Annotated in this window: 27 protein-coding genes, 1 pseudogene and 1 riboswitch; of the genes and pseudogenes, 8 read left to right on the top strand and 20 right to left on the bottom strand. The window is 55.0% G+C overall.

What is annotated here, in order from left to right; translation table 11 throughout:
- Positions 1-27: 27 nt before the first annotated feature.
- From ACZ5ER_RS08455 to ACZ5ER_RS08415, 9 genes are all read right to left on the bottom strand, one after another.
- Complete coding sequence (locus tag ACZ5ER_RS08455; RefSeq protein WP_464934227.1) at positions 28-1,017, bottom strand: helix-turn-helix transcriptional regulator; 990 nt, start codon at positions 1,015-1,017, stop codon at positions 28-30.
- Complete coding sequence (locus ACZ5ER_RS08450) at positions 1,014-1,967, bottom strand: hypothetical protein (RefSeq protein ID WP_464934226.1); 954 nt, start codon at positions 1,965-1,967, stop codon at positions 1,014-1,016. Before ACZ5ER_RS08450 ends, ACZ5ER_RS08455 begins: the two co-directional genes overlap by 4 nt.
- A gap of 100 nt (positions 1,968-2,067) precedes the next feature.
- Entirely contained in the window at positions 2,068-2,916 is an 849-nt protein-coding gene (locus ACZ5ER_RS08445) for a helix-turn-helix transcriptional regulator (RefSeq protein ID WP_320407198.1), read from the bottom strand.
- Between the two features lie 23 nt (positions 2,917-2,939).
- A complete protein-coding gene (locus ACZ5ER_RS08440; protein ID WP_464934225.1) occupies positions 2,940-4,172 on the bottom strand; it encodes a hypothetical protein in 1,233 nt (410 codons plus the stop codon).
- Between the two features lie 55 nt (positions 4,173-4,227).
- Entirely contained in the window at positions 4,228-4,509 is a 282-nt protein-coding gene (locus ACZ5ER_RS08435) for a hypothetical protein (protein WP_227738703.1), read from the bottom strand.
- Between the two features lie 32 nt (positions 4,510-4,541).
- Positions 4,542-5,273, bottom strand: a complete 732-nt coding sequence (locus ACZ5ER_RS08430; RefSeq protein ID WP_464934224.1) for a sulfite exporter TauE/SafE family protein — start codon at positions 5,271-5,273, stop codon at positions 4,542-4,544.
- A gap of 31 nt (positions 5,274-5,304) precedes the next feature.
- Positions 5,305-6,069, bottom strand: a complete 765-nt coding sequence (locus tag ACZ5ER_RS08425; protein ID WP_050003499.1) for a sulfite exporter TauE/SafE family protein — start codon at positions 6,067-6,069, stop codon at positions 5,305-5,307.
- A gap of 183 nt (positions 6,070-6,252) precedes the next feature.
- Positions 6,253-6,711: a hypothetical protein gene (locus ACZ5ER_RS08420; RefSeq protein ID WP_050003498.1), complete on the bottom strand. Its 459-nt coding sequence runs from the start codon at positions 6,709-6,711 to the stop codon at positions 6,253-6,255.
- A 10-nt stretch (positions 6,712-6,721) separates the two neighbouring features.
- Positions 6,722-7,723 (bottom strand): 2-hydroxyacid dehydrogenase, encoded by a 1,002-nt coding sequence (locus ACZ5ER_RS08415; protein ID WP_464934223.1) that lies wholly within the window; start codon positions 7,721-7,723, stop codon positions 6,722-6,724.
- A gap of 117 nt (positions 7,724-7,840) precedes the next feature.
- On the opposite strand from ACZ5ER_RS08415, the gene proS reads away from it, so the two are divergent.
- Together proS and ACZ5ER_RS08405 are read left to right on the top strand one after the other, a co-directional pair.
- Positions 7,841-9,289 (top strand): proline--tRNA ligase, encoded by a 1,449-nt coding sequence (gene proS, locus ACZ5ER_RS08410; protein ID WP_464935167.1) that lies wholly within the window; start codon positions 7,841-7,843, stop codon positions 9,287-9,289.
- A 69-nt stretch (positions 9,290-9,358) separates the two neighbouring features.
- Positions 9,359-10,993: a carbamoyltransferase family protein gene (locus ACZ5ER_RS08405; RefSeq protein WP_050003972.1), complete on the top strand. Its 1,635-nt coding sequence runs from the start codon at positions 9,359-9,361 to the stop codon at positions 10,991-10,993.
- Here the strand turns inward: ACZ5ER_RS08405 and ACZ5ER_RS08400 are convergent.
- The 6 genes from ACZ5ER_RS08400 to ACZ5ER_RS08375 form a co-directional block, all read right to left on the bottom strand.
- Positions 10,971-11,651, bottom strand: a complete 681-nt coding sequence (locus ACZ5ER_RS08400; RefSeq protein WP_464934222.1) for an aspartate/glutamate racemase family protein — start codon at positions 11,649-11,651, stop codon at positions 10,971-10,973. The two genes, ACZ5ER_RS08405 and ACZ5ER_RS08400, sit on opposite strands and share 23 nt — an antisense overlap.
- Before the next feature lie 106 nt (positions 11,652-11,757).
- Positions 11,758-12,969: a bifunctional phosphopantothenoylcysteine decarboxylase/phosphopantothenate--cysteine ligase CoaBC gene (gene coaBC / locus ACZ5ER_RS08395; protein WP_050003493.1), complete on the bottom strand. Its 1,212-nt coding sequence runs from the start codon at positions 12,967-12,969 to the stop codon at positions 11,758-11,760.
- A 51-nt stretch (positions 12,970-13,020) separates the two neighbouring features.
- On the bottom strand, positions 13,021-13,539 hold the full coding sequence (locus ACZ5ER_RS08390; RefSeq protein WP_050003492.1) for a hypothetical protein: 519 nt from the start codon (positions 13,537-13,539) through the stop codon (positions 13,021-13,023).
- 93 nt (positions 13,540-13,632) lie between these two features.
- Positions 13,633-14,013, bottom strand: a complete 381-nt coding sequence (locus tag ACZ5ER_RS08385; protein WP_050003491.1) for a DUF190 domain-containing protein — start codon at positions 14,011-14,013, stop codon at positions 13,633-13,635.
- Between the two features lie 4 nt (positions 14,014-14,017).
- Positions 14,018-14,389 carry a fluoride efflux transporter CrcB gene (crcB, locus tag ACZ5ER_RS08380; RefSeq protein WP_050003490.1) on the bottom strand — a complete coding sequence of 124 codons (372 nt, stop codon included), beginning with the start codon at positions 14,387-14,389 and terminating at the stop codon, positions 14,018-14,020.
- Between the two features lie 140 nt (positions 14,390-14,529).
- Positions 14,530-15,396, bottom strand: coding sequence for a prenyltransferase/squalene oxidase repeat-containing protein (locus tag ACZ5ER_RS08375; protein WP_050003489.1), 867 nt, complete (start codon positions 15,394-15,396; stop codon positions 14,530-14,532).
- 23 nt (positions 15,397-15,419) lie between these two features.
- Positions 15,420-15,495: riboswitch (Fluoride riboswitch) on the bottom strand.
- A gap of 91 nt (positions 15,496-15,586) precedes the next feature.
- Between ACZ5ER_RS08375 and ACZ5ER_RS08370 the strand changes: the two genes are divergently transcribed.
- Both ACZ5ER_RS08370 and pyk read left to right on the top strand, forming a co-directional pair.
- Complete coding sequence (locus tag ACZ5ER_RS08370) at positions 15,587-16,297, top strand: zinc metalloprotease (protein WP_050003488.1); 711 nt, start codon at positions 15,587-15,589, stop codon at positions 16,295-16,297.
- A 110-nt stretch (positions 16,298-16,407) separates the two neighbouring features.
- Positions 16,408-17,844, top strand: a pseudogene (gene pyk / locus ACZ5ER_RS08365) (pyruvate kinase).
- A gap of 18 nt (positions 17,845-17,862) precedes the next feature.
- On the opposite strand, the gene ACZ5ER_RS08360 reads toward pyk, so the two are convergent.
- The gene (locus ACZ5ER_RS08360) at positions 17,863-18,660 is read right to left on the bottom strand and encodes a DNA integrity scanning protein DisA nucleotide-binding domain protein (RefSeq protein ID WP_050003486.1); all 798 of its coding nucleotides are present in this window, start codon (positions 18,658-18,660) and stop codon (positions 17,863-17,865) included.
- A gap of 66 nt (positions 18,661-18,726) precedes the next feature.
- Between ACZ5ER_RS08360 and ACZ5ER_RS08355 the strand changes: the two genes are divergently transcribed.
- The 3 genes from ACZ5ER_RS08355 to cyaB are packed head-to-tail and all read left to right on the top strand — an operon-like array spanning position 18,727 to position 20,264.
- Positions 18,727-19,284 carry a UbiX family flavin prenyltransferase gene (locus ACZ5ER_RS08355; protein WP_050003485.1) on the top strand — a complete coding sequence of 186 codons (558 nt, stop codon included), beginning with the start codon at positions 18,727-18,729 and terminating at the stop codon, positions 19,282-19,284.
- Positions 19,262-19,744 (top strand): Lrp/AsnC family transcriptional regulator, encoded by a 483-nt coding sequence (locus ACZ5ER_RS08350; protein ID WP_464934221.1) that lies wholly within the window; start codon positions 19,262-19,264, stop codon positions 19,742-19,744. The genes ACZ5ER_RS08355 and ACZ5ER_RS08350 overlap by 23 nt, the downstream gene beginning before the upstream one ends.
- A 1-nt stretch (position 19,745) precedes the next feature.
- A complete protein-coding gene (gene cyaB, locus ACZ5ER_RS08345; protein WP_464934220.1) occupies positions 19,746-20,264 on the top strand; it encodes a class IV adenylate cyclase in 519 nt (172 codons plus the stop codon).
- 37 nt (positions 20,265-20,301) lie between these two features.
- Here the strand turns inward: cyaB and ACZ5ER_RS08340 are convergent, their stop codons facing one another.
- The 3 genes from ACZ5ER_RS08340 to ACZ5ER_RS08330 all read right to left on the bottom strand — a co-directional run bounded on the left by ACZ5ER_RS08340 (position 20,302) and on the right by ACZ5ER_RS08330 (position 22,615).
- Positions 20,302-21,495 (bottom strand): redox-regulated ATPase YchF, encoded by a 1,194-nt coding sequence (locus ACZ5ER_RS08340; RefSeq protein ID WP_464935166.1) that lies wholly within the window; start codon positions 21,493-21,495, stop codon positions 20,302-20,304.
- A gap of 74 nt (positions 21,496-21,569) precedes the next feature.
- The gene (gene cuyB / locus ACZ5ER_RS08335; RefSeq protein WP_464934219.1) at positions 21,570-22,268 is read right to left on the bottom strand and encodes a cysteate racemase; all 699 of its coding nucleotides are present in this window, start codon (positions 22,266-22,268) and stop codon (positions 21,570-21,572) included.
- A 2-nt stretch (positions 22,269-22,270) separates the two neighbouring features.
- Complete coding sequence (locus ACZ5ER_RS08330) at positions 22,271-22,615, bottom strand: cupin domain-containing protein (protein WP_050003480.1); 345 nt, start codon at positions 22,613-22,615, stop codon at positions 22,271-22,273.
- Between the two features lie 153 nt (positions 22,616-22,768).
- Between ACZ5ER_RS08330 and ACZ5ER_RS08325 the strand changes: the two genes are divergently transcribed.
- Complete coding sequence (locus ACZ5ER_RS08325; RefSeq protein ID WP_464934218.1) at positions 22,769-22,912, top strand: CGP-CTERM sorting domain-containing protein; 144 nt, start codon at positions 22,769-22,771, stop codon at positions 22,910-22,912.
- A 27-nt stretch (positions 22,913-22,939) separates the two neighbouring features.
- Here ACZ5ER_RS08325 and ACZ5ER_RS08320 read toward each other — a convergent pair whose 3' ends face one another.
- Positions 22,940-23,665 carry a hypothetical protein gene (locus ACZ5ER_RS08320; protein WP_464934217.1) on the bottom strand — a complete coding sequence of 242 codons (726 nt, stop codon included), beginning with the start codon at positions 23,663-23,665 and terminating at the stop codon, positions 22,940-22,942.
- Between the last annotated feature and the right edge of the window lie 38 nt (positions 23,666-23,703).

Below are 23,703 nucleotides of genomic sequence, written 5' to 3'. Positions count from 1 at the left end.
AAAGCAAAGCCCAAACAAACCCATTCTTTAAAACTTGAGCTCCACCCAGTTTTCCTTTCCCCTTTTGTAGACCTTGACGAGGCCGTTCTCTTCGAGGCGCTTGAACATCCTCCACGCCGTGGTCTTCGGAATCCCAAGGGCCTTTCTGACGTCCGCCTGTTTGGCCCTCCCGCCCTGGTCGTAAACGTAGAGGAGCGCGTTGATTTCCCCCTCAGTGAGTCCCAGCGACTCAAGCTTCTCCCTGAACTCGTCCCTTGAGACCGGCAGGTCTCCGGTGCCCGTTTTCTTTTTGCTCCAGTATGCGAGTGCACTGACCCCAACGATGGCAATGAGGCCAATCAGCGGGAGCAGGCTCTTTATACCTGCCGTTGAGGACGTGTCGGGGCTTTCGGGCGTCGTGCTTTCAGGGGTTGTTGAGGTCGGCTGGGGCGTTGAGGTAGTTGAAGAGGTCGAGCTGGAGGTCGTGTTTGTGGGGGTGGACTGCGTGTCCGATGTCGTGGTTGTCGTGGTCGGCGTCGGTTCCGGCGTGGACGTGGGGGCAGGGAGAATGTAGGAGACGTACTGGTTTCCGGGGGGCATAGTTATGGTGTTTGCGGTTATCGTGAAGGGAAGGTCGCTCAGGTCGACCACGACCGCCCCAGCGGGGAGCTTTACCGTTACGGGATAGGGAAAGCTGTAGCTCAGGTTCCAGAGCTCCCCCTCCTTTGATGTGAGAGAGGCCGTGAAGTACGTGATTCTAATCTTTGTCGTGGAGTTGAGGGCGTAGACCGTTAGAGAGCTCCCGTTCACCTCAAAGAGCAGGGGGTCTCCACTCTCGTCCAGAACGGAAAGCCCCGTGATGTTCCCACCCAGAACAGGGACTTCAACCGCCACCGAATACTCCGAGGGGAGGACGACCTGCGTCACCTTAACGTAACCGCTCTCATAGACCTCGACCAAAACTATCTCAACGGTGGCCTGTCCAGCAACAAGGGGCAGGAATACCATCAGGAGCACCGCTGCCGCGAGCTTTCTCAACTACCTTCCCCCCGCGTTCTTCCCTTTCCTGGAGTTTGATTGGAGACGTTCTGTGGAGGGGCGCCGTTGGGGCCTCTGTCGCTGTTTCCTGGTTGAGGTGACTGTCCCTGGCCGCGCCGGGCCGCTCCACCAATCCCGCCTTTCTGCTTCAGTTCCCTCATAATTCTCGGGACTTCCTTGAGGATCCTCAGGATTTCCCCGGTGTCGCCGCTCTTGATGGCCTCTTCAAGCTCCACTTTTAGGGTGAGGAGCTCCGTTGTATTGGCGCCTCTCTCGATGAGCATATCAATTCTGCGGAGCTGGGCATCTCCCAGCAGCTTTGCCTTCCTCTCGACAGCGCCTTTGACCGCGAGGTTTATCGCCTTCTCAAGCTTTTCCCTCGATGTTACGAGGAAGGCAATCTTGTGAACGATGTCCTGGGTGTCGTTCTTTTCAAGAGACGTTTTCACGGCGTTGTAAGCGAAGAGGGTCTGGTTGTACCATGCTTCGAGATTTTTCAGGTCTTCCCCACTCAGCTCGCCGGACTCGATGAGCTTTCTGGCGTACTCAAGGACGTTGGCAGTAACTTCAACCTCGCTCTCGGCAACCGATACCCAGTTGGTCCCCCCGCTTTCTGAGTCGCTTCTCTCCCCCCCACAGGCCTTTAGTGCAGAGCGGTAGAGGCGCATTGCTTGGAGGGCCTCGTTAATGCTCTCGTTGTACTGACCGGCCCAATAGAGCTCCTTTGCCCTTTCCAGCAGGGCATCAGCCTCGTCGGAAATGCATCCAATCTGGTGGGTGTAGTTCGCCAGCCTCTCCAGGGCCATGAGAAGCCCGTTTGCACGTTCTGAGGCCGAGACGGTCTCAGGACTAACCCCGCCGGTCTGGGGAATGGTGGAGATGAGCATCACCAGGATAAGCAGGAGTGGGGCTCTCCTCACCGTTATCACCGTGTTAAGTTGCCCCCGCACCTAATTAGGGAAGCGGTGGAACGGAGGGCTTAAAACGTTTCCTCAAGTTCCTCTTGATTTCAGACGGATAAAGTTGGGGAGAAAAGATATAACGTTTTCTCTACCGCCTCAGCTCCACCCAGTTCTCCTTCCTGCCCCTGATGATTTTGATAAACCCCTTCTCCTCAAGGCGCCTGAACATTCTCCAGGCCGTTGTCTTCGGAAGCCCAAGGGCGTCTCTTATCTCCGCCTGGCTGGCCCTCCCGCCGTGCTCCAGGAGGTATCTAATCGCCTGCTTCTCTTCGTCTCTGAGCTCATCACTCTCCAAGAGGGCTTCAACGTCTATTTTCCTTCCCCTGATTTTGAACCAGTAACCTGCCACTGCCCCACCGGCCAAAACGGCCACGGTTGCCAGTAGGGCCTTAACGGGAATGCCACTACCGCTGGTGTCTTCGTCTGTAGTGCCTTCATAGGAACGAGACTCCCCAAGGACGTAGGAGATGCTCTGGTTTCCGGGGGGCATTGTTATTGAAGTCCCGTTTATCTCTAGGGGCACATCGCTTAAATCGACGACAACGGTGCCTTCAGGGAGGACGACCTCAAAGGGAACCCCGGAAGAAACGTTGACCGTCCAGACTATCCCCTCCTTAGAGGTGATGTCGGGGGTGTAATAGGACACCGTAACGATCTCAGCGTCCCCGGGATAGATGAAAAGAGTTCCGTTTTCGAGCCTGAAGTCAAGGGGGTTTCCGTTCTCGTCTTCAACAATAACGTTCTCGTAATGCCCACCGATGAGGGGGAGCTCAATCTGGGAGGAGTAATCCTCAGGCAGTATTTCGTATTCGGTCTTAACATAACCGTCGGGGTAGACGGCCAGAACGAGCGACGAGATGGTATAGGCACTAACCTGGGGCAGGAGAAGCAACGCGATCATTATGATGGGCAGGGCCCTGGATTTCATCTTGGCCATCCCTCCCAACGAAAAAGGAAAGGTCAGGAGTGGGCGGAGATAAACTCTTCGACCCTGCGGAGCATGTCCAATGCCTTCGCAAAGTGGGGCTTGGCCCCAAGCGGTTTCTCCGTCTTGAGGAGGTGGAGGCCGGTTCTGAGCTCCTGGACGGCCGCCCTCAGCTGGGCCTCGGCCCTCTGGGTGTTTATGCCCCTGCCCTTAAGCTCGCGGAGCGCTTTCCAGTCCTTCTGAACCCTGTCGCTCATTTCCCTGATGAAGGCACGGACGTCCTTCAGCTTTTCTTCGAGCTCCCCCTCGCGGGCCTTCCTGAGAACGAACTCGACGGCCCTGTGGAACTGGGCTATCGTCTCCCTGTTGTCCTGTATGGCCTTCAAGGCCTCTTCCCATTTGCCTTCCTCTGCCAAGCTTTTGGCTTCGTTGTAGACGTCCAAGAACGCGTTGAGGCTTTCCTGAAGTCTTGTCACGTTGTAGCCGTTCTCAATCCCCTTCTCGATGGCGTTCTGGGCTATCTCAATTTCCTTCTCGCCCTTGGCCAGGAAGTCCTTGACGATTTTATCAGCGTTTGCATAGGCGAGCTCCTCGCGGACCTTCTTCAGCTCCCCATCGAGGAGGGCCTTCTTTTCCCGGGCGGTTTCGTAGTCCTCTTTTGCCTTCTCGTAGTCCCTGGCCTTGAGGTCGTCCAGCACTGCTTTGTACGCATCTCTAGTCTCGTTGTAGAGCTCCTTGAGGTTGCCCACGTCTATTCCCTGGTTCTCCGCCAGCCTTATTGTCTTCTCGACGAACCTGAAGTACTCCGCCATGCGCTCGATTTCCAGCCTTATGTGCGCCCACTCGTCTTGACCCCTGCCCTTTGCTTCCTTGAGGCCCGAAAGAGCAACTTTGTAGTGGTGCATGGCCGTTAGGCTATCGCGGATGGAGTTGTAGCAGTCGCCGGCCTCGTACTCACTAACTGCTCTCTCTTTATACTCCTCTGCAAGCTTGTAGTGGGTCAGTATCGTTGAGTTCTCAGGAAGTTTATCCTTTATGGGCTCTATCTTGTTCTCCGCGAGCTTGCTGAGCTTCTGGAGTTGCTCAGTCAGCTGGCCCGCTATCACCATCTCTCTGGTGCTGTTGTCGAGGGCCAGGTCTCCGTAGGGCTCTGGAGCGGTGCCGTTTGCCCCCGCGTCGCTGCCCTCCGCAAGGCTGAGGGGCAGTGCGCTACTAACCAGCAGTATCACAAGGGCCATTGCCAGGCCCCTTGTTCCCACCATCGCCATCACCGATGAACACTGGGGCGTTGTTATATTTGAGGACTCCGGTGGAACGAACGTTTCAGAGCGTTCCTTTTTCCTCAAGCTCCTTTGCAAGCAGAGATACAGTCAATATGCCCTCCAATATGCTTTCAAAGTTCGGACTCTCGCCGAACTGGGCAAAAAGCGTCCCATAGTTTGGGTGCCACGCATCGACCTGCTTTCTTCCTTTGGCAGTTATGATGTAGACGACCCAACCCCTCTCCTCAAGCCACTCAACGAGCCTCCAGGCGTCGGCCATGTCCTTGACTTCAAAACCAAACTTCTCACGAACTTTCTCAATTAGCTCCCTCACCGCTTTCACCGACCAAACTTTGCACGGCGGTTAATAAACCTTCACAGGAGCATCTTGAGAGCGACCAGAATTAGAACACCTGCGAAGGCCCTCCGCAGGGTCTCAGGGTGGACGCTGTGGGCCGTCAGAGCGCCGAGCCTCCCGCCGATTATGAGGCCCGGGGCGAGCAGAATCGCCGTGTGGACGTCCACCTGTCCGAGCTGGTAGTGCTCAATTGCCCCCGCCAGGGCGGTGAAAAACAGGGCAAAGCTCGATGTCCCGACGGCGTATCTCATTGGCATGCCCACGAACGTATGGAAGAGCGGAACGTTGAGAACCCCCCCGCTTATCCCCAGAAGTCCGCTCACGAGGCCGGAGAGGATTCCAACAATTGGAACGCGGAAGTTGTGGATTTCGCCACCGTTCTCCTCAATGCCCCCCTCTCTTCTGGCCATTTTGTAGGCCAAATACAGCAGGAGAAGCGCAAAAATCAGCTTGAGCTTCTCCCCCGCAATTAGTGACGACAAGTACGCGCCGAGAACTGCAAAGGGTACCGAAAAGATTTCTTTGAGAAGGACGACGCGGTAGAGGACGGCGCCTCTTCTAATATGGGTTATTGAAGCGGAAAGCGAGCTGAGGACGATGCAGGCCAGGCTCGTCCCTATGGCCAGGTGTATGGGCTCACCTAAGAGGACGAGAGTCGGCACTATCAGGAATCCTCCGCCGACGCCGAGGAGGCCGGCTATGAACCCGATGCCGAGGCCGATGATGAGGTCGAGGAGGTACTGGAGCATAAAAAAGGGTGGAAAGGGCCGTTTAAAAGCTTCACGGGACCCCAAATCCGAGCCCCTTTAGGACCATTCTCAGCGCGAGCAGGGCCATAACGACCGCAAAGGCCTTCTTGAGGTCGCTGGCCTTCGTTCTCTTCGCGATCCTCGCGCCGAGCTGGGCGCCGACGATGAGACCCGGCACGAGGAGGACGAGCCACTGAACTTCAACGTTGCCCATCATGTAGTGCTTGAGCGCTCCAGCCGTTGCCGTAAAGACTATCGCGAAGCTTGAGGTGGCAACTGCGTGGTGTATCGGCAGGCCGAGGTATGTCAGGAAGGGCACGTTGATTATTCCACCCCCGACGCCGAGGAGGCCGCTCGCTATCCCTGCGAAGAAACCACCGACGGGTACCAGCTTGTAGTTAATCTCAACGTCCTCAAGCCTTACCTCGGTTGGCTCCGCGGTCTTCTTGCGGTATATCCTTATTGCAACGACGACCAGCGCGAGACCGAAGATGACCTTCAGCTGGGAAGAGCTTATGAAACCCGTCATCCACGCGCCGATGTAGGCACCGACTACTGCGGTTGAGGCCAGCAGGAGACCGGCCTTGTAGTGTATCCTTCCCTGCCTTGCGTACGCTACTGCAGAGCTGAGCGATGTGAAGACCACCGCCGCGCTCGACGTTCCGACTGCGTGGTGTATCTCAACGCCGAGCAGGTTGAGCGTTGGCACTACGAGGAACCCACCCCCGAGGCCAAACATGGCCGCGAGGATGCCGATGAAGATTCCAACCGCGAAGTAGCCAAGATATTTCAGCATGGAATCACCTTCAGAGCCCTTTGCTCCGCATGTTGGGACAAAGCCCCAACACGTCGGGAAGCTTCGCTTCCCACGAAGCGCTAGCGGAAAGTTTAAACACTAATCTAATAATCTAATATTGTTTTTTCGCAACCCTGTTTCCATTCCCTATCATTTCTGCATTGGTTCCGGGTATTTACAAGGTTACCACTCGAAGGCTATCGCCTCCACGAGCTTTATCAAAGCCTCGAAGTCTTTCTCGGTGAAGTTCCCCGGAAGGCCGATTCCGTCACCGCTTCCGCGCTGGTATTCAATGTCGTTGCGCTCCGCTATTTTGACAGCCTTCTCGGGGACGTCCCCAATCACGGGGCCCGCCCCGGGCTTTCCGTCAAAAAGACCGAGTCTAAGAACGGTTCCCTTGAAGTCCGGGGTAAATCCGAAGGCGAAGAGGTTCCTGCCCGGGACGTCGTGGTCCGTTAAATCCGCTATCGCCTTTACAGCAACTTCTACCAGCGGCCACTCCTCAGGTTTCTCAATGATGAAGGCAAGTCTGTCCGAAAAGTCCCCTTCGTCGTCGCCGAACTCAAAGATTAACCCCTTCTCGGTTTCAGTAATTTCGCCGTACGGTTCGAGAAGGGCCTTAAGCTTTTCCTTCCATTCCATCTCCACCACCTCAGAGCATCTTTACCTCCTTAGGTGAGCGGACTTTGAGAACCTCGCGGTTCACCAGAGCCTCCGGAACCTCGCCGCGGAGGACGGCGAGCAGGTTCCTAACCGCCTGGAAGCCCATGTCCTCCATCGCCTCCTTCGAGAGGCCCGCGTAGTGGGGGGTTAAAACAGTCTCCCACTCGTACTTGAAGAGCTCGTGCTCCTGAACAGGCTCGTTTTCGAAGACATCGGTCGCGTAGCCCTTCAGCTTTCTTTCCTCGATGGCCTTTGTGAGGGCTTTCTCGTCCACCAGCGTTCCGCGCCCGATGTTCACCAGGTACTTCCCCTCAAGGAGCTTCAGCCTCTCCTCGTTGATGATGTGGTACGTCTCCTTGGTCGCAGGGAGGGCTAAAATAACGATGTCGCTCTCCTTCAGAACCTCGTCGAGCGGGAGGTACTTCGCACCCACTTCATTCTCAATGTCTGGCTTCCGCGAGCGCGACCAGTAGAGTATCTCCGTGCCCATAGCCTTCATTCTCCGCGCTATGGCCTTTCCTATCGCGCCCATTCCGAGGATTCCGACTTTCTTGCCGTAGACCGTCTCAATCCCCTTGAAACCGCTCCAGACGGTGTTGTGTGACTCCCACTTTCCTGCCCTTAGGAACCTGTCCGCGTAGGGAATCTTTCTGAGGAGGTCTATGGTCAGGCCAACGGCGAACTCGGCAACGGCCTCGCTGAGGACTCCAGAGACCTTGGTAACGTAGATTCCTTTCTTGGTTGCGGTCTCAATATCAACGTGGTCGTAGCCTGCTGAATGACAGCTTATGACCTTGAGCCTCTCGGCCCTCTCAAGGACTTCCTTCGGGAGGGGATTTGTCGGGGAAATAATCACCCCATCGTATTTGCCGATGACCTCTTTAAGCTCCTCAACGCTTGGGTACAGAATCACATCAACGTCCGCCCATTTCTTGAGTTCCTCAAGGGGTTTGCTCTTCATCTTAAAGAGAACGGCCACCTTCGGCCTCATGCTATCACCTTAAGACCCATATCGAAACGAACCTAATAAGGTTTCTCCTGATGAAGTGGCAAATCTCACCTGAGAAAGCTTAAAAACTCCTTCCAGTTCTCCCTTTAGGTGGTGCAGATGGGGAAGGTAAAGCGTGAGAAGTGGAGCAACGAGTTCAGCGAGTGGTACAACGAGCTCCTTGAGACCGCCGGAATTATTGACAAGCGCTACCCCGTCAAGGGAATGAACGTCTGGCTTCCGTACGGGCTGAAAATCATGCGCAACATCGAGGCCTTCATAAGGGCCGAGATGAACAGAACCGGCCATGAGGAGGTTCTGTTTCCAGCGCTCATCCCTGAAACCGAGTTCCAGAAGGAGGCCGAACACATAAAGGGCTTTGAGGACGAGGTCTACTGGGTAACTCATGCGGGCCTCGACCCGCTCGACGTGAGGCTCATCCTCCGCCCGACGAGCGAAACCGCGATGTACTCGATGTTCTCCCTCTGGATTCGCTCCCACGCGGATTTGCCCTTCAAGGTCTACCAGATAGTCAACGTCTACCGCTACGAGACCAAGCACACGAGGCCCCTCATCCGCGTTAGGGAAATCAGCAGGTTCTTCGAGGCGCATACAGCTCACGTTGACTTCGAGGACGCCGAGAGGCAGATAAAGGAGGACCTCGAGATATTCGACCGCCTCGCGAAGTTCCTTGCTTTGCCCTACATCATCTCAAAGAGGCCCGATTGGGACAAGTTCCCCGGAGCTTTCTACTCACTGGGAGCGGAAATAATGATGCCCGACGGGAGGACTCTTCAGATAGGCACGATGCACAACTACAAGCAGAACTTCGCCAAAGCCTACAACATCCAGTACGAGACCGAGACGGGCGACCACGAATTTGTGCACCAGACGACCTTCGGAATGAGCGAAAGGCTTCTCGCGGCAGTTATAGCGGTTCACGGCGACGACAGCGGAATGGTTCTCCCGCCGACGATAGCTCCGATTCAGGTCGTTATCGTACCCATTCCGAAGAAAGATGCGAGCGTTGACGTCTTCGCCTACGCGAGGGAGATAGCGGAGGAGCTGAGGAAGGCTGGCTTCCGTGTCCACGTTGACGAGCGCGACATAAGGCCGGGCAGGAAGTACTACGACTGGGAGCTGAAGGGCGTTCCCCTGAGAATAGAGGTCGGCCCGAGGGACGTCGAGGGCAGAAAGGCAGTCCTTGCCAGGCGTGACACCTTTGAAAAGATTCCCGTCGAGCGCGACGCTATAGTCGAGGAGGTGAAGAAGACCCTCGACGCGATTCACGAGAACCTTTACAACCGCGCCAAGGGGTTCCTTGAGAGCCACATCAAGCGCGTTGACACGATTGAGGAAGCCAAGGCAGTTTTCGAGGACAGGCGGGGTATAGTCGAGATTCCCTGGTGCGGTGACGAGGAGTGCGGGCTTAAAATGGAAGAGGAGCTCGACGCAAAGATGCTCGGAACACCTTACCCCGAGGAGAAGGCCAAAGCTCCAGAGGGCAAGAAGTGCCCAGTCTGCGGCAGGGAGGCCAAGTTCATAGCACGCTTTGCCAGGACTTACTGAGCCTTTACTCCGGTTTCTTTCTAATTTCCCCTTAAAATCCGGGAAACAACTAAAACCGGGTGAACCCTCATGATTCTCGGAGTCCACGACGGCCACGACGCGGGAGCGGTGCTGATAGACGGCGAAAGGATTTTCGCGGTCAACGAGGAGCGCCTCAACAGGGTTAAGAAGTACAGGGGCTTCCCCGAGCTCAGCATCAAGGCGGTTCTCAACATGGCCGGTGCCAGCCCCGAGGACGTTGATGTGATAGCTGTCGCGGGGATTTTCAGGAAGCAGTCACGGCTTCTGGAGCTTGAGGCGGGGCTGAAGGGGATCTTTGGGCCGGAATTCAAGAGGAAGGTGCTTTTCGTGGAGCACCACCTCGCCCACTCCGCTGGCGCCTACTATACCTCCGGCTGGCGCGAGGCCCTGGCCCTGAGCATAGACGCAGCAGGGGACGGCCTGAGTTCGTCAATCTACGTTGCAAGGGACGGGGAGATGATACGGATAGCCCAGAGCACCTACATTGACTCCCTCGGCGACTTTTACGCCTCTGTGACAGAGCTTTTGGGCTTCAGGCCGATGCGCCACGAGGGCAAGGTCATGAGCTTAGCGGCATATGGAAGACCCACCTACGACCTGAGCGCGATAATAGAGCTCAACGGGCTGAGCTTTGAAAACCACCTGAAGGTCATCGGCGTTGAAGCGACAAGAAAACTGGCGGATTTCTTTGGCTATCCATTCTCCCAGGCAAAGGAGATTGCGAACCAGATGAAGCGCGGAAAGCTTGACGGCGAGCTCCAGAGGAAGGCCATCGAGATAGCCGCGAGCTCCCAGGCGCACCTTGAGAAGCTCATCGAGGAGCTGGGCATGAAGCTCAAATCGAAAGGTTTTCCCCTGACCTACGCCGGCGGTGTTGCCCAGAACGTCAAGGCCAACGCCGTACTGAGGAACATCGTTGGGGACGACAACCTCTGGGTCTTTCCGGCTATGGACGACGGGGGGCTGGCCTTCGGTGCGGCGGCATTTGTGAAAGCCCAGCTTGAGAGGCTCGACGGCGGATGGAAGCCATTCAAGCTTGAGCACGTCTATATAGGTCCCTCCTACGATGAGGCCTATGTCGAGGACTTCCTGAGAAAAGAAGGCCTTGAATTTGAGGAGGTAGATGAGAAGTTCGTCGCTGACGCCCTTGCCGAAGGGAAGCTCGTAGGCTTCTTCCAGGAGGCGATGGAGTTCGGGCCGAGGGCTTTAGGCAACCGCTCAATCCTCGCAGACCCCTCTGACGAGGGCGTCAAGGAGAGGCTCAATTTAGCGCTCAAGAGGGACGTCTTCCAGCCCTTTGCACCGTCAATGCTCTGGGAGAGGGCTGAGGAGTACCTCGAAGACCTCGGGGGGAAGCCGAACGAGTTCATGACGATGAGCTACACTGCCAGCGATGTCTTCAGGGAGCTTGCTCCTGCGGTTGTGCACGTTGACGGCACGACGAGGCCACAGGCGGTAAGGAAGGAGATAAACCCAAGCTACTACGAAGTCATCAAGGCCTTCGAGAGAAAGACTGGCCTTGGAGCAATCCTGAACACGAGCTTCAACATGCACGGCGAGCCGATAGTATGCTCGCCGGAGGACGCGCTGAAGACGTTCAGAAACGCCGGGTTGGACGTCCTTGTGGTCGAAGGGTTTGCAGTGTGGAAAAAGAATGAAATCACTCGGCCGCGAGCTCGATGAGCTTCCTCATGTGGATTTCAGCCGTGTCAAAGACCTCGACCGGCACGTCGCCCTGCTTTATGGCCAGCGGGAGCTCGGTGCAGCCGAGGATGACCCCCTCAACGCCCTTTTCTTGTGCGTACCTCTTAACAAGATTGATTAGATATGATTTGCTCTTGAGGTTCTCAAAGGCCAGCTCCTCGAAGATTATCCTGTCTATTTCGTCAATCTCTTCTTCGTTGGGGGTTATTACCTCAAAGCCCGCCTCGCGGAGGGCGTTCTTGTAGAAGTCCGCCGTCATCGTCGTCTTCGTCCCGAGGAGGAGAACCTTCTTGACGCCCCTCCTTTTCATCTCCTCTATGAGGGCGTCGATTATGCTCACCATTGGCACATTGACGGCTTTCTGAACCTCCGGGAAGACGATGTGGGGGGTGTTAGCGGTCAAGGCTATTATCTCAGCTCCAGCCTTCTCAAGGGCCTTCGCGGCCTTGATCAGTATCTCTTTCCGCCCCTCCCAGCCACGCGGGTTGTTTTTGAACTCATCAAAGTTTATCGAGTAGATTATCAGCTCCGGAAACGTAAACGGCCCGAACTTTTCTCTGCTCAGCCTGATGTAGTTCCGGTAGTAGTAACAGGTTGATTCCGGCGTCGTTCCACCTATGAGGCCTATCTTTTTCATGGCGAACCACCGGGAAAAGTAGACGCAATGCAATTATGAACCTTTTGGTTTGAAACAAAAGGTTGGGAATAACGTTGAGCAAAGAGAGATTGCAAAAACAGAAATGCTAAAGAAGCTTCTCGATTTCTTCCCAGAGCCTCTCGGCGAGCTCGCGCTTGTTCATCTTGGGCAGTTTCTTCGTAAAGTCCCTACCCACGAGTACGACCTCGTTCTCGTCGCTTCCGAAGGCCTTTAGCGTGTTGGCCACCACCAGGTCGCTTCCCGCCCTCTCCATCTGCTTCCTCGCGGCCCCTATGAGCTCGTCCTCGCTGAGGCCCGTCTCCGCCTTGAACCCAACGAGGAAGACATCTGGCTGGAGTTCCTTGACGCGGTCTATTATCTTCGGCGTGGGTTCGAGCTCAAGGGTTAGTTCTTTTCCGCTCTTGATTTTCTTGTCCGCCTTGTTCTTGACACGGAAGTCGCTCACCGCCGCGGCTAGGACAACGATGTCGTACTTCTTGCTCTTCAACTCGTCCTCTATAGCATGGAGCATCTCCTCGACGGTCTCAACCTCAATCTGGTTCTCCACGAAGCTGGGAACGCTTCCCTTCGTCTTGATGAGCGTTACCTCGGCCCCCCTGAAGTCTGCCTCTTCGGCGATGGCAACGCCCATCTTCCCGCTGCTCGAGTTGGTTATGTAGCGGATCGGGTCTATGTACTCCCTCGTTGCACCCGCAGTCACGAGGACGCGCTTACCCTCCAAGGTCTTGGGGTGGAGCTTCCGGATAACGCGGTAGACTATCTCGTCTATTGAAGCGACCTTCGCCTTGCCCTCCTCAAATCTTGGCCCTATGAACTCTACACCAAGTTTCTTAAGCTTCTCAATGTTCTCAACGACTATCGGGTGCTGGTACATTGTGGAGTGCATTGCTGGGGCAATCATAATGGGTGTGTGGGCGAAAGCCGTCGTTACAACGGTCGTAACCGGCGTGTCATCTATGCCGTTGGCAATCTTCCCTATCGTGTTGGCCGTTGCTGGACAGACGAGTACCAGGTCTGCCTTGTTCTCGTGTTCTCCAGCCAGTTCAACGTGCTCGATGAAGCCCGTGATTTCCGTCACTACCGGGTTCCCCGTAGCGAACTCCATCGCGTAGGGATGGATTATCTTCTGGGCGTTCTCGCTCATGACCGCGTGAACCTCGGCGCCGTGCCTTATCAGCTCCCTAGCGAGCTTGACGCACTCCACTGCCGCTATGCTTCCTGGAATAGCGAGGACTATTTTCTTACCGACGAGCTTCCTGCTCTTCGTTGCGTGGATAAGTTTGACGTGGTGAAGCATCACGACCACCAGAAAAGGTTGGGAGGGGAAGTTAAGAAACTTCTGACTGTGTCACACAAAGACAACACCATTAGTAGAGGCGTTTGCCACGCTGGTTCTGAACTGGACGAAAAGCCCGTCCTCGATTATTGAGCTCCTGACCTTCTCTGCTTTGAGAAGGTTGATTTTACCAATCGTCAGGTTGAGGACTGCGTCTATAAGCTCGCGGGGAGCGTCTGCGGAGGTGCCCACTATCAGGGTGTCCGGATAGAACTTGCTGATGTTGTACAGGAGCAGTATGGCGACGGGGTAGGACTTCTCTGCAACATCCACCCTGACAAGGAAGGCCTCGTGAATTGCCTTGCCGACTTCCCTCTCATCGACTATTGTAACCTCAACGGGGACATCAACGACTGCGGCGAGCTTGAGGAGGAACACCTGGAGGGCGCTCTTTGAGACCACCGTCCGTATAATAACGCTGTTCGTGTCCTCGCGGTAGTAAACTCTCTGGAGCTTGGAGTCCTCTCTAACTATGACGTCCATGACGTCGTTGAGTCTTTTTAGGGGTACTTCGAACTCCAGTAACACCATATTTGACCCCCCACATGTACAGCTTACATTTAGTATGTCATTTAGTATGTCATGTAATAGTCTAGCAGTCTTATTAATCTTTAGGTTATGTCTTTACTCTTCATGAACGGCGTCATCTTCAAACTTTTTGACTTCTTCCTGTGTTCCGACCCACACAACAATGGTCGGCTCGACCGTTATCATTCCGTCTTTAATCATCGGCTTGATTTCGCATATTGCCTTTTCTATCTTATAACCCCTGTCAACTACTTCAATGACGATTGGTAGGTCAGTTGAAAGCCTCATGACGTCGCTTGAATGAACTCTGCTCTTCTTTCCGAAGCCGTATATGCCCCTGTAAACGGTGGCCCCCGCCATACCCATCTCGCGGAGCTTCTCAACTATCACCTTGTAGAGGGGCCTTCCGTTCCAGCGGTCGTTCTCACCTATGTAGATGCGAAGGCGGAGCGTGTTCCAGTGCTCAACTTCGACCATTGACTCACCTCCGGGCCAGGATAAACCCTATAAATACTAGGCTTATGGTTACAAAAACGTTTGCCAGGACGTTGAGGCCGGCTATGATGTACTCCCTCTCGCGGAGGAGTGAGAATGTCTCGTAGGAGAACGTGGAAAACGTGCTCAGCGCACCGCAGAAGCCAGTCCCAAAGAAAGCCCTCCAGTCAGCCGGGACGTCCACTCCCCAGAAGAGCAGGCCGTAGAGGTAGCCTAGTATGAGGCTGGCCATGGAATTCACTAGCAGGGTTCCCACGGGGAAGTCTTTATACACTGGGAGCAGCCCCGAGATGTAGAACCTCGCCAGTGCACCGAGAGCGCCGCCGAGCATTACTGCGGTCGCTATTTTCGGGTTCATTGTCTCACCTCTCCTTTTGCTTATCTCGCTCTTTTGAGAAGACTCTCATCTCCAGCGAAGATGGAACATTTAAATTTTTGGGTTTCATCGCGGGTTTTTACTTTGGTCTTATTTCTCCTGAGTGGGTAGGGCAGTTCTCCTCACACGAACCTGCTCATGAAGTCAACCACTGCCAATGCGCGGTAGGTGTTCTGAAAGTTGGATATTCCGAGCTCAAGGCTCCTCCTGAAGCCGCCGTTGGAGTTCCAAAGCTGGCGTATGAACCAGACGTGCCTTCTTGGGCAGGTTGGCGTTTCGTCCTGAAGCTCCAGTCCCCTTGTAGCGTAGAAGGTTGGCTCAAGGTACGGGGGAAGGCTGTAGGGCACCTCGGTGAAGCCGCCCCAGTCACCGCAGAGCTCGCAGTTCCTGAAGTGTGGGCTCTTGGGCGGCCGGTAGCCGAGGATATAGAGGGTGAAGAGCGCCTGGTATGTCATCGTCGTCGTTGGTTGCTTGACGCCGTAGCCGTTTCCGTTGCGGAACTTCATCACGAACTCCCTTATGGCATCTCTCTCATCTGGGTTGAACTTCAAGCCAACTGCATCAAAAGCCTTAGTGACCCAGTAGGTGGCTTCGAGGGGCGTTGCCGTCCCGAACTCCTCGCTTCCACCCAGCCCAACGGCGAACTTGCCTTCTGAAGGATTGTACTTGGTGAAGACTATCTCAGTCTTCTCCCTCGCTGTGTCCTTTGCCCCAAGCAGGGCGAGGCCTTCGAGGGCCATCGCTATCGCAACCACGGCCGTCTGCGGCTGAATTGCGCTGGCCAGGAACTCAATCGTTTTCTCAGGTTTGGGGAACTCTAGACCGAGGAGCTTGTAGATTTTGACCGCGTAGTAGGTGTCGTTCACGTTGGTGTCACTGAGTACGCTCACGAAGCAGTACCCACCGTCCTCGTGCCGTCTCTCCTCAACGTAGCGTAAGACGGCATTGACGTTAACGTAACGTCCAAGTCTGCGAAGCTTCGAGCCCATTCTACCGCCTCCCAAGCTTTTAGCGGAGAACAGGCGTCATCAGCCCTTTCGGGCGGTTCGGGCTCGAAGCCCCGGGCGGACGCCATCGCCCAGGGCTCCATTTTGGGAAGGGATTTAAAAACCTCTCGGTTGCCCTCCTAAAAGAACGCTTATAAATTCCGCACTCACTACACTTGAGAGAGGGTAAAACATGGAGTTCATAGGCTTCACATACGTCACTAATTTCCTTGAAAACACCCTAAAGGAAGCTATGTTCGAAGTAGTTGACGAGGCCAACAGACTTCTCAGGGACTGGGACTTGGGAGTACGGTTTCTCTACCTCGACAGCCTTACTCTTGAGCCGGGCTACCTTATCAGCGTAAAGACCCCAGAGGAGACCGTGAGGCTCTATCCCCTCGAAGTTCTCATTGACTTCCTCGACTACAGGCTCAAGGTCGAGATGGAGAAGGACAATGGCTTTGTTATGAACAAGATACTCGGCCTGATAAGCTTCCCTCTCGCATCACGAAACCCGTATCTGGACTTCTACGAAAGCTTTCTGGGGTTCGAGACCGAGAGACTCGGCAGGAAGATAATGGTGCTATCCATGAAGCCCTTCGAGTCCGATGCCCTCAAGATGGCTCTGCGTGCCCTTGAGAGCCCTCACGTTGATGAAGACGTCAAGCGCCTTGCGAGGCGCGTCCTCTCCCGCGAGCTTGAAACGTTCAAGATGCGCCTGCTCAAGGGTATCCTTCACGAGGTCGGCCACGCCTTTGGTCTTGAACACTGCTCCGGCTACTGCGTTATGAATTCCCCCGGCACGATGGCCCTGTGGGACACCCGGCCGGCGTTCTTCTGCGGCTCGTGCATGAAAAAGCTCAGGGAGAGTTTGACTTTTTCTTTTGAGCCTCGAAAGCTTTGAGGTTCTCTACAACACGTGCCACTGCGACCTCTCAGGCCCCCAAACAATAAGCAGTGACGCGCCCGGAAACGTTTTTTAGCAGAAGCACGTAGTCTCTTTTAGGTGGTAGCATGAGGCTCCCAGGGCAGAAGACAAAGATTATAGCGACACTCGGCCCCGCGTCGCTCAAGGAGAAGACAGTGTCCGCGATGGTTCGTGCAGGAATGAGCGTCGCAAGGCTCAACTTTGCCCACGGTGACCTAAAACAGCATGAGAAGGCGGTAAAGCTCGTCAGAAAGGTTTCAGAGAAGCTTGACAGGCCTATTGCGATACTCGGCGACCTTCCCGGTGTCAAGATTCGCGTTGGGGAAATCGAGGGCGGTTCGGTAAACCTCAGGCGCTGGCAGACTGTGACGCTGACGACGAGGAACGTCACCGGAAACGAGTCGGTAATCCCGGTGCAGTTCAAAGACTTCCCGAAGCTCGTCTCGAAGGGAGATATCATCTACCTCAGCGACGGGTTCATAGCGCTCCGTGTCGAGGAGGTCAGGGATCAGGACGTGATATGTAAGGTCCTCGTTGGGGGAACGCTGTTCTCCCACAAGGGCATAAACATTCCGAAGGCGAGGCTCGCAATAGACGCCGTGACGAAGAAAGACCTGGAGTTCATTTAGTTCTCCCTCGAAGCAGGTATTGACGCGGTTGGAATAAGCTTCGTCGGCTCGGCCTACGACGTTCTTAAGGTGAGACGCTTCGTTGACTCCCACAACGGCAACCTCTTCCTCGTCGCCAAGATAGAGCGCCCAGATGCGGTCAGGAACTTTGACGAGATTTTAAACGCCGCCGATGGTGTCATGATTGCGAGGGGAGACCTTGGCGTGGAAATGCCGATTGAGAAGCTCCCAATACTTCAGAAGAAGCTCGTCAAGAGGGCCAACTGCGCCGGCAAGCCGGTCATCACGGCCACCCAGATGCTCGAAAGCATGACCCATGAGAAGCTCCCGACGAGGGCAGAGGTTACGGACGTGGCCAACGCCATTCTCGACGGAACGGACGCTGTCATGCTCTCCGAGGAAACTGCCGTCGGAAAGTACCCGGTTGAGGCCGTGAAGATGATGGCAAAGATTGCCAGGACAACCGAGGCCTACCTTGACAGCATGTGGGCCAGCAGGACGGTTGAGTGGAAGATGAACGAGCTGAAGGGACGCGGGCCCGCCAAAGGCACCATAAAGGACGCGATAGCAAGGAGCATCATCGAGGCCCTCAACTCCCTCGACATCAAGTACATACTGACGCCGACAAGGACTGGACAAACGGCGAGGCTCATCGCGAGGTTCAAACCTAGGCAGTGGATTCTGGCTTTTGTGACCAACGAATGGGTCGCCAACACGCTGATGTTCTCCTACGGAGTCTACCCGTTCAAAGTGGAAGAGACTAGTGAAGAGGAGATAATCCGTGTGATAACGGGCCTTGGACTCGTAAAAGAAGGGGACACAGTGCTGCTGACCAAGGGAACCCCCATAGGAAAAACGGTAGGAACGAACACGATACGTATTTTCAACGTCTGAGCCTTCCCTGCTCTCCATTTAATATTTCAGCCTAGGGTTGTACTCCAGCAGCATGAGCCCGTTCTTGAAAATCCTTATCGTCCCGCTTTCGGAGAGGCTTATCGCCATCGCCTTTGTGAGCTTTGTTATTCCCGCGGCCGCTATGTGTCTGCTCCCAAGGCCGGGGGGCAGCATGAGGTCGATTACCTTCGGCTCAACTTCCAGATACCTTCCGGCCGCAACAATTCTCCCGTCCTCTTTTATGATGAAGGCCCCGTCGAGCTGGGCAAACTCCTTTATTATCTCCTTGCTGTCCCTGTCCATGACGTTTATTTTATGCCCTTTGAACGGGTTTGGAATCAGCTGGTGGGAGTGCTTCAGGACTCTCCTCGTGTCCCCGATGACGAATATCGTCCCCACGGGGTTCCCTTCCCTGCCCTCGATGCTGAGTTCGATTGCAATCTCCAGCATTCTCTGCAGGACGTTCTGGTTCTGGGCAAAAAAGCTCTTCATTGCCAGAATTCCCTTTTTGACCGTCTTGATGCCTATCGCGTCCTCCGTAACGTAGACAAATGAGTCCCCCTCTTTTACGATGTCCTGCTCTATGAGAAACGCTGAAATCAGGTTGAGCACGTTGTTCAGGTCGAGGTTCTGGGGGACGGAGACCCTCTTGATTTTCTCGTCCTCGACGTCGAAGGAGGAGCCGACGATAATGATTGACAGGTCTGTTTCAGGTATTTTGTCCTCTTCTATCTCCTTCATTATCACGAGTGCCTTGGCGCCGAGCTTCTCAGCTATCTTCAGGGCGCTCTCTATGAGGACTTGATACGTCTTCATGACCCTTCAGCCCTTTTGGCCCAAAAAAGTATAAAAAGCTAGCGGGGAAGTGGGAGCGGTGGTTTCATGAAGGTAGTTGTTGCAATAACCGGTGCGAGCGGGGCCGTTTACGGTGTGAGACTGGCCAGCGTTCTCCGCGAGCTCGGCCATGATGTTATTCTCCTTGCAACTAAAACCGGGATAAAAGTTGCCAGGCACGAGCTCGGTGTTGAAATCGAGCCCGACTACTATGAAGATGACCTGTTTGCCCCAACTGCCTCGGGCTCTTATCCCTTCGACGCCATGGTCATCGCACCCTGCTCCATGAAGACCCTGTCCGCGATAGCCAACGGTTACGCTGACAACCTGATAACGAGGACGGCGGACGTTGCGTTGAAAGAAAGACGAAAGCTTGTGCTCCTCATACGGGAAACTCCTTTGAACCTGATACACATTGAAAATATGCTCCGGGCAACCCGTGCAGGTGCTGTTGTAATGCCAGCGTCGCCTGGATTTTATACAAAACCAAAAACTGTAGATGATATAATAAACTTTATAATCGGCAAAATCTTAGACGTTCTGGGAATACAAAACGAAATTTACAAGCGCTGGGGGACTCCCCATGGTGCAGCTAGACGACCTTGACAGGGCCATACTCAGACTGCTAAAGGAAGACGCTCGCCTGACAATCTCAGAGATAGCGGAGCGGCTAAACAGACCAGAATCAACTGTTCACTTTAGAATCAAGAAGCTCCAGGAGAGGGGCATAATCGACAGGTACACCATAGTCCTTGGAGAGGCTCTCCGGCCCAAAGCGGTTGCTCTGGTCTACATCCAGGTGGAGACTCCAATCATCGAGGACTTCCTTGAGAAGTACATCAACCACATCATGAAGACCCTCTCGATTCTGCCCAACGTCCTCGCCGTTGCAAGGAGCACTAAAGACAGCCTCGTTGCGCTCGTGGGAGAGGAAAACGAGGAGAAGCTCAACAAGTTCATTGACGAGACCATAAGGGTGCTCCCAACGCTGAAGCGCGTGGAAGTAATACCCCTAACGGAGCTCGTCAATGGCGGCGACGTTATTGGGTTCCTTGTGAGGGTCTGATATGGAAGTTGAGGTCAAATTCAGAGTCGATTTTGAAGACGCGAAGCAAAAAATTGAGTCTCTTGGTGCCGCCTTCGTTCGAGAGGAGCTCCAGGAGGATATCTATTTCTCCCTGCCCCTCCCAAAACTCCTCCGCGTGAGGAAGCTTGGGAACCTTGGAAAGGCCTTTCTAACGTACAAGGAGATTAAAGACCCCGGCAGAAACGAGGAGTTCGACGAGATTGAGGTGGGGGTCTCGGACTTTGACAAAACCGTTGAGATTTTCAGGCGCCTCGGCTTCGAGGAGGACATCGTTGTAAGGAAAAAGCGCCTCGTCTACAGGCTCGGTGAAGTCACATTTGAGCTCAACGACGTTGAGGGCCTCGGCGGTTTCCTCGACATAGAGGTGATTTCTGAGGACGTTGACGACGCCAAGAGAAAAATCTGGGAAGTCGCGAAGAAACTCGGCCTGAGCGGGGAGGACGTCGAACCGAGGCTTTACCAGGAGCTCCTGAGGGAAGCCAAAAGCGGGAAAAAGTGAAGCCGAGCATTGGAGGCACAGAGACGGTTTAGAGACTTCACCTTGCTGTGGCGACGATTTTGATTATGTCGTTGAACTCCAGCTCGTAGTCTTCTCCGACGCGCCTCTTTGTCCTGGCGTTCACCGCGTAGAGGAACGTCTTTCCGAGGTCGGTGTGGACCTTGTAGGCCAGGTCTCTGGGAGTCGAGCCCTTCGGGAGCAGGTAGACGTGCGGCAGGACGTTGCCGAACTGGTCCGTGAGTTTGTTCTCGTCCTGAACCGGGTAGACCGGTATGAGGTTGAGCAGTTCAAAGACCGCCCTGTTGATGACCTCCTGAACTCCGGTGGAGCCAAAGCGGTCGAGCACTTTCTCCTTTATGAGCATGAGGGCCTTCTCCTGCTTGGGACTCATCGGTTTGAGGATTTTGAAGTCGCTTGAGCCCGGCACGTAGTCAATAAAGCCCGCCTTGGCAGCCTTTCTAAGGGTGAGCTCAGCGGCGGCGCTAGTTGGAATGACGATATAGCCCCTCTTCTTGCCCTCCTCAACGAGCCTCTTTATCCCCTCGTCGGTTGCGGCGTCGGCCTTGTTGGCCGCTATGATAATCGGCTTGTTGGTCTTCCTGAGCTCGCGGACGAAGGCGAGTAAATCCTCATCGCTCCACTTCGTCGGGTCGCTTGGGAGGCCAACCTTGTGAACCGCTTCCCAGACATCTTCTTCGGTAACCCCAATGCCCGAGAGGTGGTCTGCTATCGCTTGCTCAAGCTTCATGTGCTGGAGCTTTATCCTCTTCGCGAACTTCTCCCAGCCCTTCTTGAGTATCCCGTAAATCCAGTAGTCTATCTCCCTCTCAAGGAACTCGATGTCCTCAACTGGGTCATGGTAGTCTGTCGGCTGACCCTCGGCGTCTGTCTTGCCGGTCGCGTCGATGACGTGGATTAGAGCGGAAGCCATCCTCAGGTCGTCGAGGAACTTGTTGCCCAGTCCACGCCCCTCGTGAGCTCCAGGGACGAGACCGGCAACGTCTATCATCTTTATTGGAATCAGGGCCTTTCCGTCTCTGTACTCGTAGTTCTGGGGGTTTGGCTGACAGCCGAGCTCCTTGCAGGGGTGCTCCGCTATTGCGTAGGTGACACCGACGTTCGCGTCTATCGTCGTGAACGGGTAGTTGGCTATATCAACGTCAACGAGGGTGGCCGCTGAAAAGAATGTCGACTTTCCAACGTTTGGCTTTCCGACGACACCTATCTCCATTTCTCCCACCGGGCCAAGTTGGAAGGAGGGTTTTAAGGGGTTTCGGCCAGAAACCTATGGGAGAAGAAAAAGGCTCAGAGCTCCTCAAGGCCGAGTGCGAGTCTGACAGCCTTCTCGGCTATCACGTCGAGGGGGTCTATTAGGGAAACACTCAGGTCGTCAGGCTTAAGCGCAACGCTTACCTCAGTACAGCCAGCTATGATTCCATCAACCCTGCGTTCAAGCTTTCTGGCGACTTCCAAAAGGAGCTTCCTCCCCAGCTCAAGGTTTCCTGCCTTAACGCCCTCATAGATGGCCTCCATGACGCGTTTTTGGTCATTTTTGTTGGGCACCGCTATCTGGACTCCTCTGCTGAGGAGCGCACGGTGGTAGATGAGGCCCTTTACCGTCCCGTCAGTTGCTAGGAGGCCAACCTTCCTGAGCCCCATCTCCTCGATTTTCTTCGCGGTCTCCTCTATCATGTTGACGAGGGGTATGCTTATGGCCTTCTGTATTGTCTCTGCAAAGAAGTGGGCCGTGTTGCAGGGCATTATGATGAAGTCTGCCCCCCAGCTCTCAAGCTTCCTCGCGCCCTCTATCAGCTTGGGCCTCGGGTCTTCGCCGTTTCCAAGGATAAACGCCGTCCTATCCGGGATTTTGGGGTTGTTGTAAATTATTATCCTCGGGTGGTCCTGGTCCCTCTTTGCTGGCGTCTTCTCGACTATCCTCCTGAAGAGCTCGACCGTCGCGAGGGGGCCCATTCCGCCGAGGATGCCGATGATTTTCTCGGCCATCCTCACTCCTCCAGCCAGACGGAGTCGTCGCCATAGTAGTTCAGCTTCACGACGAAGAGCCTGAAGGGCTCGTCGCGCTCGTTGACGACCCAGTGGACAGTCTTAGGCTTGACGAGGAATATATCACCGGGCTTTGCATGGTACTCGGTCTCGCCGATACCAAGCTTCGCCTCGCCGCTTATTATGTAGAACAGCTCGTACTGGTGGAGATGATAGTGCTTCTTAACCGTCTGCCCCGGCTTCACCTCGACTATCTGGGCGTAGCTCCCCTCGGGCAGTTCGCCCTCGAAGAGCGGAAGCTTCCTGTAGGTGCCCCTGTCTATGAGGTTCTTGATTTCGGCCTTCATGATTGTTGGATGGGGGCGGAGAATAAAAACATGACGGGACGGTAACTTTTTGAAGTGCTCCTGCGTATATTTTCAGGTGGTTCCGGTGGGAAAACACCTCCCGCTTCTCGTGCCGGGCCTGGTGTTCCTCGCTGTTGCTGCGTCGAGGGGAACATGGCCGAGTGGCACTGGAACCTCTACACGGCCTCCAAACATCCAATCCACGCCAAGGCGAAGGTGGAAAAGAAGGGCCTCTGCGGACCGGCCCTGATGGCCCTGCTCGCGCTTCTCCCGGCGGCCCTCTCAAGGCGCCGGTGATTTCTCCCCTTTCTTTATGCGGCCCAATCACCCCGTATCCGGTTCGACGACCAAATCCTCAACCACGTCAAGCTCCGAGTCGAAGACCACCCCCTGGCCACTCGCCCCGGACAGGGCCACCTCTGAAAGGAGGGGCCCCGTGAGCATGTTCCGCACCCTTCCGTGGAACTTTATCCAAACGGCCGGCTCACAGGTGCCTCCTGCGGTCAGGTTCAGGCGCAGCTGTCCCGACGAGTTCCCCGAGAAGTCCTTCTCGTAGTAGGCCCCGTCGCTGTAGAGGCCTGAGAAGTCGAGCGGGCGCTGTGTGTACACCAAATCCCCGGGAGCGGAGAGCTCAGCACAGTAGCTACCGGGCGGCTCGGGGCCTTTTGAGTCCGGCCTCTTCAGGGCGTTCAGGGGGTGGATGCCCTTTTTGAGCCCGCCGAGCATCGAGGATATATAGCCTTCGAGCTCCAGCCGGTAGGTCTTGTTTCTCCCGAGCCTCTTAGGGACCAGCACGGACAGCGACCAGTTGCCGTAATCCCAGGGAACCGAGATTTTAAGGGTATAACTGCCGTTCTCTCCCCCGAGAGCGGCATCGGGTAGTGTGAGCTCGTTAGCACTCAGCCCGCTGACCTCTATCCTCTGCGGGAGACCCGTTTCCCTGAACACTGCCCTTATGGACAGAACTGTACATTCACCTTTTCTCAGGTATCCCCTGTACCTTATCGTCCCGTTTTCATAGCTGAAGTCGGAGATTGTGGTGTTGGCCATACGAAACTTTCCTACTTCCTTGGGGATATTTTCGAGAA

The sequence above is a fragment of the Thermococcus marinus genome (assembly GCF_055389025.1).
The sequence above is the reverse complement of the archived record's forward strand: the minus strand, read 5'-3'. Positions and strand labels throughout refer to the sequence as shown.

Coding starts and splice junctions, on each gene's coding strand:
- ACZ5ER_RS08445 (WP_320407198.1), bottom strand. CDS start 2,916: ATGGCCAAGATGAAATCCAGGGCCCTGCCCATCATAATGATCGCGTTG.
- ACZ5ER_RS08440 (WP_464934225.1), bottom strand. CDS start 4,172: ATGGCGATGGTGGGAACAAGGGGCCTGGCAATGGCCCTTGTGATACTG.
- ACZ5ER_RS08430 (WP_464934224.1), bottom strand. CDS start 5,273: ATGCTCCAGTACCTCCTCGACCTCATCATCGGCCTCGGCATCGGGTTC.
- ACZ5ER_RS08425 (WP_050003499.1), bottom strand. CDS start 6,069: ATGCTGAAATATCTTGGCTACTTCGCGGTTGGAATCTTCATCGGCATC.
- ACZ5ER_RS08420 (WP_050003498.1), bottom strand. CDS start 6,711: ATGGAATGGAAGGAAAAGCTTAAGGCCCTTCTCGAACCGTACGGCGAA.
- ACZ5ER_RS08415 (WP_464934223.1), bottom strand. CDS start 7,723: ATGAGGCCGAAGGTGGCCGTTCTCTTTAAGATGAAGAGCAAACCCCTT.
- proS (WP_464935167.1), top strand. CDS start 7,841: ATGGGGAAGGTAAAGCGTGAGAAGTGGAGCAACGAGTTCAGCGAGTGG.
- ACZ5ER_RS08405 (WP_050003972.1), top strand. CDS start 9,359: ATGATTCTCGGAGTCCACGACGGCCACGACGCGGGAGCGGTGCTGATA.
- ACZ5ER_RS08400 (WP_464934222.1), bottom strand. CDS start 11,651: ATGAAAAAGATAGGCCTCATAGGTGGAACGACGCCGGAATCAACCTGT.
- coaBC (WP_050003493.1), bottom strand. CDS start 12,969: ATGCTTCACCACGTCAAACTTATCCACGCAACGAAGAGCAGGAAGCTC.
- ACZ5ER_RS08390 (WP_050003492.1), bottom strand. CDS start 13,539: ATGGTGTTACTGGAGTTCGAAGTACCCCTAAAAAGACTCAACGACGTC.
- ACZ5ER_RS08385 (WP_050003491.1), bottom strand. CDS start 14,013: ATGGTCGAAGTTGAGCACTGGAACACGCTCCGCCTTCGCATCTACATA.
- crcB (WP_050003490.1), bottom strand. CDS start 14,389: ATGAACCCGAAAATAGCGACCGCAGTAATGCTCGGCGGCGCTCTCGGT.
- ACZ5ER_RS08375 (WP_050003489.1), bottom strand. CDS start 15,396: ATGGGCTCGAAGCTTCGCAGACTTGGACGTTACGTTAACGTCAATGCC.
- ACZ5ER_RS08370 (WP_050003488.1), top strand. CDS start 15,587: ATGGAGTTCATAGGCTTCACATACGTCACTAATTTCCTTGAAAACACC.
- ACZ5ER_RS08360 (WP_050003486.1), bottom strand. CDS start 18,660: ATGAAGACGTATCAAGTCCTCATAGAGAGCGCCCTGAAGATAGCTGAG.
- ACZ5ER_RS08355 (WP_050003485.1), top strand. CDS start 18,727: ATGAAGGTAGTTGTTGCAATAACCGGTGCGAGCGGGGCCGTTTACGGT.
- ACZ5ER_RS08350 (WP_464934221.1), top strand. CDS start 19,262: ATGGTGCAGCTAGACGACCTTGACAGGGCCATACTCAGACTGCTAAAG.
- cyaB (WP_464934220.1), top strand. CDS start 19,746: ATGGAAGTTGAGGTCAAATTCAGAGTCGATTTTGAAGACGCGAAGCAA.
- ACZ5ER_RS08340 (WP_464935166.1), bottom strand. CDS start 21,495: ATGGAGATAGGTGTCGTCGGAAAGCCAAACGTTGGAAAGTCGACATTC.
- cuyB (WP_464934219.1), bottom strand. CDS start 22,268: ATGGCCGAGAAAATCATCGGCATCCTCGGCGGAATGGGCCCCCTCGCG.
- ACZ5ER_RS08330 (WP_050003480.1), bottom strand. CDS start 22,615: ATGAAGGCCGAAATCAAGAACCTCATAGACAGGGGCACCTACAGGAAG.
- ACZ5ER_RS08325 (WP_464934218.1), top strand. CDS start 22,769: ATGGCCGAGTGGCACTGGAACCTCTACACGGCCTCCAAACATCCAATC.
- ACZ5ER_RS08320 (WP_464934217.1), bottom strand. CDS start 23,665: ATGGCCAACACCACAATCTCCGACTTCAGCTATGAAAACGGGACGATA.